The 12,054-nt window shown below is 62.4% G+C and carries 7 protein-coding genes; 4 read left to right on the top strand and 3 right to left on the bottom strand.

Annotation, left to right across the window (positions count from 1 at the left end):
• Positions 1–258: 258 nt before the first annotated feature.
• A complete protein-coding gene (locus QO259_RS17905; RefSeq protein ID WP_285951030.1) occupies positions 259–1,602 on the top strand; it encodes an alginate export family protein in 1,344 nt (447 codons plus the stop codon).
• A gap of 161 nt (positions 1,603–1,763) precedes the next feature.
• Positions 1,764–3,248, top strand: a complete 1,485-nt coding sequence (locus QO259_RS17900; protein ID WP_285951029.1) for an aldehyde dehydrogenase family protein — start codon at positions 1,764–1,766, stop codon at positions 3,246–3,248.
• Between the two features lie 171 nt (positions 3,249–3,419).
• On the opposite strand, the gene feaR is transcribed toward QO259_RS17900, so the two are convergent.
• A complete protein-coding gene (gene feaR, locus QO259_RS17895) occupies positions 3,420–4,358 on the bottom strand; it encodes a transcriptional regulator FeaR (RefSeq protein ID WP_255702163.1) in 939 nt (312 codons plus the stop codon).
• A gap of 165 nt (positions 4,359–4,523) precedes the next feature.
• On the opposite strand from feaR, the gene QO259_RS17890 reads away from it, so the two are divergent.
• Positions 4,524–5,441, top strand: coding sequence for a helix-turn-helix domain-containing protein (locus tag QO259_RS17890; protein ID WP_285951028.1), 918 nt, complete (start codon positions 4,524–4,526; stop codon positions 5,439–5,441).
• Between the two features lie 24 nt (positions 5,442–5,465).
• Here QO259_RS17890 and QO259_RS17885 read toward each other — a convergent pair whose 3' ends face one another.
• Both QO259_RS17885 and QO259_RS17880 read right to left on the bottom strand, forming a co-directional pair.
• Entirely contained in the window at positions 5,466–6,755 is a 1,290-nt protein-coding gene (locus tag QO259_RS17885; RefSeq protein WP_285951027.1) for an NAD(P)/FAD-dependent oxidoreductase, read from the bottom strand.
• Between the two features lie 69 nt (positions 6,756–6,824).
• Entirely contained in the window at positions 6,825–7,964 is a 1,140-nt protein-coding gene (locus QO259_RS17880; protein WP_285951026.1) for an ornithine cyclodeaminase family protein, read from the bottom strand.
• Positions 7,965–8,455: 491 nt separating this feature from the next.
• On the opposite strand from QO259_RS17880, the gene hsdR reads away from it, so the two are divergent.
• Entirely contained in the window at positions 8,456–11,971 is a 3,516-nt protein-coding gene (gene hsdR / locus QO259_RS17875; protein ID WP_285951025.1) for a type I restriction-modification system endonuclease, read from the top strand.
• Positions 11,972–12,054: the final 83 nt, after the last annotated feature.

Here is a 12,054-nt window from a genome sequence, read left to right as displayed (position 1 = left end):
GAACACGCTTGTGTTTTTTCGATCTCCCTTTCGACCGGCTTCGCGCCGGTTTTTTTTGTCGGCGCAACGGACGGCAGCGCCGAACAGGTTTTCGTCAAGGGCAGACAAGAGTGGCGGGTGGCGGCTCGCTAGCCTGTCGTCAGAAGGCCGGTACGCCAGGCGCCTTCGCCATCACGGTAAATAGCATCACCAAGACAAGCATCACCACGACAAGCATCACCACTTATAAGCACCACAATAACAAGGGATGACTGATCCATGACCACCTCACGCTACAGCCCTCTGCTGCCGCGGCTTGCCGCCGGTACCGTCATTACACTGTCGATGTGTGGCAGCGCTTCGGCACTCGAGCTCTACAAGACGGCGGACACCACCGTCAGCCTCAACCTCAGCGGGATGGCTGGGGTGTCTCATAGCCAGAAGGGCTACGCGCAATCGGAGACGGCCGAAGCGAAAGGACGTGACTGGCAGGATGGGTTCGTCAAATACGGACTCGGCCTCACGCATACCCTTTCTCCTACGGGCGCTTCGCTTTACGCCAACGTGGCCTGGGTTTCCAGCGCAACCTGGGGGCAGGGCGATGCCGCGGGGTTCACCACGGGTGACGAGCGGCGCACCCATATCGAAGATCTCGTCGTGGGCTGGAAATCCGGCGACCTGTTTCCCGCCTTGGGTCACGACGGTATCGATATATCCTACGGTCGTCAGTACATTCAGGTCGGCGATGGCTTCTTGATCTCGGGTGATTCGCTCAGCTTTGGCCGGGGCGTACTCGATGGTGAGCTGAATCGCGGTGGCGCCTACTATCTGGCTCCGCGGCAGTCCTTCGAAAAGACGGCCGTCTTGAGGCTCGGTGGCGACCAGGGTTGGCGGGGCGACTTGATGTGGCTGAAATCCGGTAATCCGGGGCAGGCGAAACCCGAGATGGCGGTGGGTTCAGTGGAACACGTGACCGATGACGATACGTTCGGGGCAACCTACATCAAGGTGCTCGACACCGATAGTGACTTCGCGTTCCTCTACCCCGATCGCAAAGATACCAAGGTCTATAGCCTGTACGGCCATAGCAATGCCGGGGTCGAGAACCTGTTTCTGTCGGCTCAGTACGCCTATCAGAACAAGGGCAACGACGACAGCGAGAACGCCTGGTATCTGGAAGCGGGCTGGAAGTTCAGTGAGCTGACCTGGTCGCCCTATGTGAGCTATCGCTTCAGTCGTTTCTCCGAGGGCTATGACCCGCTGTTCTACGGCAACGGCCGCGCGCTGGGAACCTGGTTCCAGGGGGAAGTGGCGGCCAACTATGCAGGGCCGTTCTCCACCAACACGCGTGTGCATCAGGTCACGCTGTCGCTGACCCCCACCGAGAATCTGAGCCTGGGCGTGATGGCTTACCTCTTCGATACCCTCGACACCGATCAAGGGCGCAATCTCGATGCCAACGAGATCGATCTCTACGGCACCTGGACGATCAATGACCATTGGTGGGTGATGCCGATACTGGGGCGCTATAACCCGGATGTCTCGGCAGACAACGGTGGTTCGCAGCTCGGCGACAGCGGTACGAACTACTACTCCCAGTTGCTGGTCGGCTTCAATTTCTAGCTCGAGTTCCAGCACGATCTCTAACAATCGGCAGCCAGCGTCATGTGTCCGGCAGAGCGAGGCAAGCGCCGCGTCTGCCGGGCGCGTAGGCTCGGTGCATATTAGCTTGCGGCGCTATTGGCGCTGCCGTTGCTGAATTCGCGTATGCGCAGGAGGTTGTCATGAGTCAGATCACTACCGCACAGGGCGTGCAGGACTTCTTGGCGCGGGCCACCGGCTCGTTCATCGACGGGGTCTTCCTGCAGGAAGGTCGCGCCTTCGAGGTGCTCGACCCCTCTACCGGTCAGGCTCTCACCACGTTGCACGAAGGCGACCGTGCCCTGGCCGACCGAGCGGTCGCGCTGACCAAGGAAAGCTTCGAGGATGGGCGCTGGTCCGGGCTGACGCCGGCAGCGCGGGAGCGGATTCTGCTGCGTTTTGCCGACCTGGTCGAGGCGCACACCGAGGAGCTGGCCCAGCTCGAGACCTTGAATCAGGGCAAGTCGATCAACATCTCCCGCGGCGTCGACGTGGGCTTTTCGGTCGATTTCATCCGCTACATGGCTGGCTGGGCCACCAAGCTCGAAGGCAGCACCCGCGATGTCTCCATCGGCATGCCGGAGGGCGCGCGTTTCAACGTGTATACCCTGCGTCAGCCGCTGGGCGTGGTAGCGGCCATCGTGCCGTGGAACTTCCCGATGATGATCGCGCTGTGGAAGTTGGTGCCGGCGCTGGCCGCTGGCTGCACGGTGGTGCTCAAGCCCGCCTCGGAAACGCCCCTGAGCGTGCTGCGCCTGGCGGAGTTGGCGCTGGAAGCCGGCGTGCCGAAGGGCGTGTTCAACGTGGTGCTGGGCTCGGGCTCGGTGGTTGGCACACGCCTGGCCGAGCATCCTGACGTCAAGAAGGTCACCTTCACCGGCAGCACCGAGGTCGGCAAGGTGGTGGGGCATGCCGCCGTCGAGCACATGGCGCACTTCTCGCTGGAGCTGGGCGGCAAGAATCCGATGCTGGTGCTCGAAGATGCCGATCTCGAGAAGGCCGTCAACGGCGCGCTGATGGGAGGGCTGTTCAACCAGGGCCAGGTCTGCGCAGCGGCCTCGCGCTTCTATGTGCATCGCAGCATTCATGATGCCTTCTGCGCGCAGCTGGCCGGCGCCGTCGATACCATGCAGGCCGGCCCCGGCATGGACCCCCAGGCGCAGGTCAATCCGCTGGTCTCCAAACGCCAACAGGAGAGCGTGCGCGGCTATCTCGACCGGGCGCGTGAGCAGGGCGCCACCATTCATATCGGCAATGACGTGCCCGCGGAAGGTTTCTATGTCTCGCCGGCCATCATCAGCGGCGCCGATCACGCGATGGAAGTCGCACGGGAAGAGGTCTTCGGGCCTGTCCTGACCGTGATTCCGTTCGATGACGAAGAAGACGCGCTACGCATGGTCAACGACAGCGAGCTGGGGCTGGCTGCCAGCCTCTGGACCAACGACCTGTCCAAGGCAATGGCCCTGACGCCGCGTATCGAAGCCGGCACCGTGTGGGTCAATACCCATGTGACGCTCGACCCGGCGATGCCGTTTGGTGGTCTCAAGATGTCCGGTCTCGGCAAGGAGTTCGGCCCGGAGGCGGTCAACGCTTACACCGAACTCAAATCGGTCTGTATCGCCTACTGATGCAACCGGCTGGCCGCTCGATGGCGAGCGGCCAGCTAATGTCTGTCTGTCGATCGATGTCTGTCGGTCGATATCTGTCGGCTAGCCAGTGTCTATCGGTCAGTCTCGAGTCGTCTCTGCGCGGTGAGAACTAAGCCAGTGAGAACTAGGCCGATGAGAACTAGGCCGAAGTCAGGCGGCCTGCTCGAGCCGGATACGGCGGTACTCGCGCGGCGAACGCGAGAACTCCCGCTTGAAGGAGCGGCTGAAGTGCGCCGAGTCGGTAAAGCCCCACTTGTAGGCAATCTGGGTGATGGTGCGCCGGCTCTGGGCCGGGCTGGCCAGCTCCTCGGCGCAGCGGGCCAGACGGCGACGCTGCACATAGCGACACACGGTTTCGCCGTGCTGCTCGAACAGACGATAGAGTTGACGCACCGACATGTGAAAGACGCTCGCCAACCGCTCCGGACTGATCCCCTCTTCATGCAGATGCTGGTCGATGAACTGCTGAACGCAGAGGAACAGCGTGTCGTCGGCCCGCTCCAGGAAAGACGCTGACATCGTCTGATGCTGATGAATGGCCGGTAGCAGGGCCACCAGTGATTCCAGTACGCCGCGCTCTCTCTCTTCCGCTGCAGCCAGTGGCTCGGTCACCATTCGATTGACGATCAACTGCAGGATCTGACTGCTGGCGCAGTCGGCCGCGATCTTCATGAAGGGAATCGAGGCATCACCGAAACGACGGGCTACGTCGCTGCGCGACAGGTGCAGTGAATCGTGCTCGATCAGGCCGTGGGGAAGGATCTCGCAGGTCGTGACGGAATCCATCAGCGCCATTTCTCCCGGACGCAGCGTGATGGAGGTGTCGTTTTGCACCAGCGTGGCGTGGCCCTGCTTCTGAACGATGAGAAAACAGAAGCGATCTTCATCGTGGCGCTGGGTGTGGCCGTTGGTAATCTTTTCGGCGTTGGTGACGATGTTGGCAATGTCTATGCCGCCATTGGCGCGTCTCGAGACGCTGCCCTGGAAACTGCGTCGGTCCCGGGGCGTGGAGTCGAACTGGCCGCACGTCTGCCGTAAGGCGCCAAGCCAGACATCGAACGGCAGCAAGGTTGCATTCGTGGTTAGCATTGGGTCACCATGATCATTAATATTTTAATGGTCCAAGGGACTTTAAAGAAAAACGGACCCCGTCACCACCATCCATTAGTCAAGCAAGCCCCGACTCGACAGGGCGCTCATAGGAGCAGGCAAAAAACGTGCCATGACCGGAGCGACGCTCCGAAGGAGTCATTGATGGCCATCACCCTGCATCGCTGTCTCGATGCGGCCGAGCATGCCCAACGACTGAAAGGCTGGCAGCAGGAGGCCAGTCAGATCGAGGCCGGCGTGTTTTCGGGCGAGATCGTGGATGTGTCGAGCCATGAGGTACGTCTTTTTCGCGAAAGTGCCAATCTGGGCCTGTACCAGCAGATGCACTTTCCCGAGTGCCAGTGGCACTTGGTCACCCCCGTTCGCTGGCCGGGCGCCCCGCTGTTCGATGCCGGTACGGTGACCGTACTGCCGAGCTGTGAGCAGTTCTGGAGCGTGGCGCCATCGCACTACGACCTACTGGTGGTCTCCATCGACCGAGGCCGCCATGCGTGGCTCGGCCGTCATGAACATCGGCTGCGCCGCCTTGATGTGCCCGCAGCGCTCTTGAACCAGGTACGTGGGCAGTGGCAGTCGATGACCGACTATCTACGCCACCGCGCTGACCGGGCGCCACTGCCCCCGGCCCTGCAGCAGTCACTGATCCAGCAGCTCGAGGAGAGTATCGAGCTGCTGCTGTGCGACACGACGCTCGTCGGTGAGCCGGACGTCGCCAACTACCGAACCCGGCGCTATATCGTCGACCGCTGTCAGGCCCTGATTCGCAGTCGCCCGGATGACCCGCCTTCGCTGATGGCGCTGTGCGGTCAGCTCAGGATTTCCAGGCGCACCCTGCAGTACAGCTTTCAGAGCGAGGTGGGGCAGTCACCGGTGACCTATCTGCGCGCGCTGCGGCTCAACGCCGTACGCCGCAGCCTGCTTCACGATCCGACCCAGACGCTGGCTGACGCCGCCGCCGCCCAGGGCTTTTTCCATCAGAGCTATTTCTGCCGCGAGTACCGCCGCCTGTTTCAGGAAGCGCCTTCCGCTACTCGGGCTCGTCTTCTCGAGATCGGGCGATAGGACGTGACTCAGCCCCGTCGCGAACTAGAAGCGGCCGAATCGATAGGGAGCCGGACTGATGATCGGCGTCTCGTTCATGATCAGATCCGCCGCCAGCTGACCCGCCGCCGGCGAAGTGCCAAACCCATGGCCGGAGAAACCGGTGGCCAGTGTCAGCCCCGGTACGCCCGGCACCGCATCGATCACCGGGTTGGAGTCCGGGGTTATGTCGATCATGCCTGCCCAAGACTCCTCGACGCTGGCATGGGCAAACACCGGCCAGGCCGCGGAAAGGTTGCGCATAGCTTCGTCGTTGAGCCCTTCGTTGATCGGCGGGTCCAGGGTGCGCACGCGCTCGAAAGGCGAGCGGCCGTGCTTCCAGCGTCGGGGCAGCGCGAGATCGCGCCAGAAGTGCTTGCCCAGGGCTATGCGCATCAGCCCCCGTTGAGCGCGCAGCGCGCTGAGATATTTCGCGCCGATCAGCAGGTGGTCGAGTGTCAAAGGGGCATCGAGCGCACCACGCTGGGTCACGATAAAGCCGCCACCCCGGTGTTTTCGGAAAGAGAAATCCGGCCCGCCCACCGCGGCATCGGTCGGGCTCTTCAAGGGGCCGGTGCGCAGCACCGACAGAATCAGCGGCAGCGTCGGCAGGGAGATGCCGAGATTACCCAGAAAGCGGCGTGACCACATGCCGCCGGCCAGCAGCACCTGGTCGCAGCGTATCTCACCGCGCTCCGTCACCACCCCGCCGATACGCCCGCCAGTACGGACGATATTGCGCACCGCGCAGTGCTCGACGATTACCGCGCCGCGCTCGATGGCGGCTTTGGCAATGGCGCTGGCAGCCAGCGTCGGCTCGGCGTAGCCATCTGAAGGCGTGAAGATGCCGCCGGCCCAGTCGCCGCGACCGCCCGGCACCTGCGCATCGATCTCGCGGGCGCTCAGCAGCCTCGAGTCCAGCGCGAGAGACGAGACCGATTGGAGCCAGCGCTCGTGCACGGCGAGCTGTTCGGAGGTGCGCGATAGAAACATGATGCCTGACTGGCGATAACCGACATCGCTGCCGGTGCGGCTGGCCAGGTTGGCCCACAGCCGGTCGGCGGCCTGTGCCAGCGGCACATCCTCGCCGTGGCGGCTGGTCTTGCGAATCCAGCCCAGATTGCGGGAGGACTGCTCCCCGGCCAGGCGGCCCTTCTCCAGTACGACGACCGGTACGCCACGTTCGGCGAGTGTCAGTGCGGCGGTCAGCCCGATGATGCCGCCGCCGATGATGACCACGGTGGTCGAGGCGGGAACGTCTCTTGAAGTCTCGACGGGTGCGATGGTCGGTGCCATGAAAGTGTCCTGATCGGTGAGCCAGCAAACCAGTAGCGACGGGGCGATGCCGGAGACAGTGAGGACGCGTTATCTCAGTGCGGGCTCATCCCACAGGTTGAGCTTGACGCCGATGCCCTCTTCCACGGCCCGGCGGTAGACGACCGTGGCCCAGGCGACGTCCTCGACCGGCATGCCACCGACCGACATCATGATGATCTCCTCATCATTCCGACGCCCCGGGCTATCGCCGGAGACGATCGCGCCCAGATCCTCCAGATCGTCGGCCGCGAGGGTGCCGGCGTGAATCATGTCCATGAACTTGACGCCGACCAGCGGAATACAGTTGTGGGCGGGCTTGGGCACTTCCTCGTACCAGGCTTCATACAGGCCGGTGTCGTCGAGCACCTTGCGCACATCACTCGCTTCCATGCCTTCATCGAAGTTGCACGGCGCGGGCATGGCCAGAAAGGCGCCAGGCTTGACCCACTCGCGCTTGACCAGCGGATATGTTGCGGGGTCGCCGACTTCGCCGGAGGCACAGTAGGTCACGATGTCCGAATCACGCACCACGGCTTCTGCGCTGTCCACCACCTCGACATTGGCGATCTGCGGATAGTGCTCTTCTATCCAGTTCAAAAAGACGCTGAGGTTCTCGCCACTGTGCCCCTTGATCTTGAGCGTGTCGATCTGCGGACACACGGCCATGAAGGCCGCCACGCTGGTACGGCCCATCACGCCCGGCCCCAGCAGGCCGATGACCCGAGAGTCCTTGCGCGCCAGGTGGCGGGCACCGACACCCGGCACCGCCCCGGTGCGGTAGGCCGACAGCAGGTTGGCCGACATGTAAGCCAGCGGCGCCGCGGTGTCCGGATCGGTGAGTGTGAACATCAGAATGGAGCGGGGCAGGCCCTTCTCCTTGTTGGCGATATTGGAGCCGTACCACTTCACCCCGGAGGTGCAGAAACTGCCGCCCAGATAGGCCGGCATCGCCATCATGCGGCGATCCGCGGTCGGTTTGGGCATGGTGGGAAACGGTGACTCCGGCGGAAACATGATCATCGCGCCGTGCGAGTCATTGTTGGGGCCGGCCATACGGTAGTCACCGATGTGCAGCAGGTGAAAGACTTCTTCCATGGTGTCGACGCAGGCGGCCATGTCGGTGACGCCGGCGCGGATCATGTCCTGCTCGGACAGATAGATGAAATCGATCTTGGTATTGTTGTTCATGGGGGCTGCCCTCGACGAGTTCATGCGAATGCGATCTCTCGCATGGTGCCTCTCGTCGAACGCGGGCGTTAGCACAGATCGGCAATCTGCGTGCCGAGGTATCGCCGCCCGATTGGTCTCGTCATCGGTTCCTGTTATTTCCACCTCCGACGCATGTATCACCACGCAACGGCATAGGGCTGCTGCACGCCTCTCAGGCGGAAAGCGGCCGCCGATCCACGCGGGGGTGAGTTGGCTCGTCTGCTATGCCGGTATTGGCGTCGAGTGGCATGTCGTGAATCCAACGACCTGACGGATGGCGCCTCAAGTAGATGAGCTTCACTTATCTGAAGTAGCACAGGGTGAGCCATAAACCGGGAATCGGGTCGTGGGAGAGATGCGATGAGACGTTACGTTGCGATACAGTGGCTAATAAAGAGGATTGCGCCATGGCATGCGCAGAGTGCCAGCGTGTCGTTCCGTATCCTCATCGATAGCCCGCTGGAGAGACGATGTCGACGCCTCACTCGCAATCGCAGAACTTCGGTTTCTTGGCCGAGTACGACCCGCTATTCGTGCAGCTCGCCGGCGCCGCAGAACAGGCCTTCTCCAGCGATCCGAACACGACCCTGATCAAGCTGCGTCAGTTGGGCGAAGCGATCGCGCAGCATATTGCGGCGCTCTCGGGTATCGAGTTCGATAGCAAAACGCCGCAAAGCGATCTGCTGTATCGCCTGAACCGGGAGTTGCAGTTCGACTCGGTGGTGCGTGAGTTGTTTCATACGCTGCGGATCGAGGGTAACCGGGCCAACCATCAATTCAGGACGCAGCACCGCGAGGCCATGGAGGGGCTGAAGGTCGCGCGCGAGCTGGCAATCTGGTTTCACCGTGCCTTCGGTCAGCACAGCTCGGCCTTCAAGCCGGGGCCTTTCGTGCCGCCTGCCGATCCGAGCGCGCAGCAGCGGCAGCTCCAAATCGATATCGAAACGCTCAAGCACGAGCTATTGCGTGCCAACGAAGCTCTGGACTCCAGTCAGCAGTTAAACGAGTTGATCGAACAGGAGCGCTCTGAGTACGAGGCATTGGCGCTGACGATGGACGAAGAATCCCGCGCGAAAGCCCGGGAATCGGCCTCTCATGAGCAGGCCCTGGTCGACCAGCAGCAGGCCTACGAGCAGAAGATCGCGGCTCTACAGCGCCAGCTCGCCGAGAGTAGCCAGCAGGCGGTGACATCGACGCGCCGGCAGGTCACTCAGCAGATGCAGAGTGCCAGCCAGCAGATCGTGCTGGATGAGGCGCTGACGCGGATCTTGATCGATCAACAGCTCGTCGAGGCCGGCTGGGAAGCGGACACCCAAACACTGAGCTTCAAGAACGGTGCGCGGCCCGAGAAAGGGTTCAACCGCGCCATTGCGGAGTGGCCGACGGTCGGCCATGAGAAAGCCGACTACGTGCTCTTCCACGGGCTGACACCCCTGGCCGTGGTGGAAGCCAAGAAAGAGAACGTCAATATCGCCGGCAAGATCGGCCAGGCGGAGCGCTACAGCCGCGGCATGAAGATCGAGGCGCCGCTCATGGGCGCCTGGGAGCTGGCCGGGCGCACCATCGCCTGGGCGGACGAGCAGGAGGGGCACTACAAGGTGCCGTTCGTCTACTCCTGCAATGGGCGACCCTATGTGCCGCAACAGCCCGAACTCTCCGGCACCTGGTTCCGCGACGTTCGCGAACCGAGCAATCTGAAGCGTGCCCTGCAGGCCTTTCACACGCCGGCCGGTCTGCTGGACCAGCTTCGCCGTAGCAAAGAAGACGCCGAAGCCCACTTGGCCAACGAACCCTTTGGCTATCTAGGGCTGCGTGATTATCAGCAGAAGGCCATCATCGCCACGGAGACCGCGCTAGCGCAGGGTACGCGCCGGGCGCTGCTGGCCATGGCGACCGGCACCGGCAAGACGCGCACGATCATCGGTTTGATGTATCGGTTCCTCAAGGCCGAGCGCTTTCATCGCATTCTCTTTCTGGTGGATCGCACCGCGCTCGGCGACCAGGCGCTGGGCGCGTTCGCTGAAGCGCAACTGGAGCAGAATCAGTCGCTGTCGACGATCTATAACGTGGCCGAACTCGGCGACATGGCCGCAGAAGCCGAAACGCGGGTCCAGGTCGCGACAGTGCAGGCGATGGTCAAACGGATCTTCGCCAGTGATTCACCGCCGCCGGTGGATCAGTTCGACTGCGTGATCGTCGATGAAGCCCACCGCGGCTACACGCTGGATCAGGAGATGACCGAAGGGGAGATGGCGACCCGCGATGTGCGCCAGTATCTTTCCAGCTACCGCCGTGTCCTCGATTACTTCGATGCGGTGCAGATCGCCCTGACGGCGACGCCCGCGCGCCATACCAGCGAGATATTCGGCCGGCCGGTCTACACCTACTCCTACCGCGAAGCCGTGGCCGATGACTGGCTGATCGATCACGAGCCCCCGGTGCGCTACGAGACACTGCTGACACAGCAGGGCATCACCTTCGACAAAGGCGAGACCGTTAACGCCATCAATACGCAGACCGGCGAAGTGGAAACCGCCGAGTTGGAAGACGAACTCAGCTTCGAGGTCGATGCTTTCAACAAGGGCGTGCTCAACCCGAACTTCAATCGTGTCATCTGCGAGGAGCTGGCCAAGGAGCTCGACCCCTTTGGCGATGAAAAGACGCTGATCTTTTGCGCCTCCGACCGGCATGCCGATGAGGTCAAGAATAAGTTGGATACCGCCTTCAAGGCGATCTACGGCAAGACCTTCCCGCAGGCCGCGGTGGAAAAGATCACCGGCAAGAGCGACCGGGCCAACCAGTTGATCCGCCAGTACAAGAACGAGCGCTACCCCAACATTGCCATTACCGTCGATTTGCTCACCACGGGTATCGACGTCCCGGCGATTTGCCATCTGGTGTTCCTGCGTCGGGTGAAGTCGCGGATTCTCTATGAGCAGATGATCGGACGGGCCACGCGACGCTGCGACGAGATCGGCAAGACCGTCTTTCGTATCTACGACCCGGTGGATATCTATGCCGCACTGGCGGCGGTCAGCACCATGCAGCCGCTGGTGAAAGACCCCAATGTCACGCTCGAACAGTTGACCCGGGAACTCACCGACCCGGAGCAGCGCGAACGCGCGCTGAGCACGCCGGGTGAACGGCCGGACGAGAGCCAGGCCCATGTGGTGCTGCGCCAACTCAGCCAGAAGCTGATGCGCTTGCTGCGCAAGGCGGAGAAAGCCGCCGAGAAGAAGCCAGCGCTACGTCGCAAGCTCGATGAGCTGGAAACCCTTTGGGAGGTACCGCCCAAGTCGCTGCACAAGCATCTGATCGAGCTCGGCCCCGTCAAGGCAGCGGAGTTCGTCCAGCAGCACGCGGGCCTGATCTCGCAGCTCGAAGAGGTGAAGTGGCTGATGGGCAGCGAGCGCATGCCAATCCTCTCCGAGCACAAAGACGAGATCCGCGAGCGTACCCAGAGCTACGGCGTGCACAAGCGCCCGGAGGATTACCTTGAGAGCTTCGAGGCGTTCATCCATGACAACCTCAACGAATCGGCGGCACTCGCCACCGTGGTCAATCGCCCGCGCGACCTGACCCGCGACGATCTGCGCCAGATCCGGCTGCTGTTGTCTCAGCATGGCTATTCGGAAGCGAAGCTGCAGACGGCGGTACGCAACCAGACCAATCAGGATATCGCCGCGAGCATCATCGGGCATATCCGGCGTGCTGCCCTGGGCGAGGCGCTGGTGCCGTTCGAGCAGCGGGTGAAAACGGCGCTGGCGGGCATCTACGCCGAGCACGCCTGGACGACCAGCCAGCGCAAGTGGCTGGAGCGACTGGGCAGGCAGCTCACGCACGAAGTCGTGCTCGATAGAGAGACCATCAATCGTATGCCCGCCTTTGTCGGCGGTGCTCGGCAACTCGATAAGTTGCTCGACGATCAACTGGATACGGTACTGGAGAGCATGAACGATGCACTCTGGCCGGAGCAGCAGGCGTAGCCAAAGCGATGGGGGCGGTTGGCGCTCATGTCGATTCGCTCGATACGATTCCTGAGCGTTGGCCGGTCAGCGAATGAGCGCTC

This window comes from Salinicola sp. JS01, assembly GCF_030284585.1.
GTDB lineage: Bacteria > Pseudomonadota > Gammaproteobacteria > Pseudomonadales > Halomonadaceae > Salinicola.
Note: the sequence above shows the minus strand (reverse complement) of the source record. Positions and strands in the feature narration are given on the sequence as shown.

Bases quoted from the DNA above. Each gene is read 5' to 3' on its own strand.
- QO259_RS17900 (WP_285951029.1), top strand. From the start codon at position 1,764: ATGAGTCAGATCACTACCGCACAGGGCGTGCAGGACTTCTTGGCGCGG.
- QO259_RS17885 (WP_285951027.1), bottom strand. From the start codon at position 6,755: ATGGCACCGACCATCGCACCCGTCGAGACTTCAAGAGACGTTCCCGCC.
- QO259_RS17905 (WP_285951030.1), top strand. From the start codon at position 259: ATGACCACCTCACGCTACAGCCCTCTGCTGCCGCGGCTTGCCGCCGGT.
- feaR (WP_255702163.1), bottom strand. From the start codon at position 4,358: ATGCTAACCACGAATGCAACCTTGCTGCCGTTCGATGTCTGGCTTGGC.
- QO259_RS17890 (WP_285951028.1), top strand. From the start codon at position 4,524: ATGGCCATCACCCTGCATCGCTGTCTCGATGCGGCCGAGCATGCCCAA.
- hsdR (WP_285951025.1), top strand. From the start codon at position 8,456: ATGTCGACGCCTCACTCGCAATCGCAGAACTTCGGTTTCTTGGCCGAG.
- QO259_RS17880 (WP_285951026.1), bottom strand. From the start codon at position 7,964: ATGAACAACAATACCAAGATCGATTTCATCTATCTGTCCGAGCAGGAC.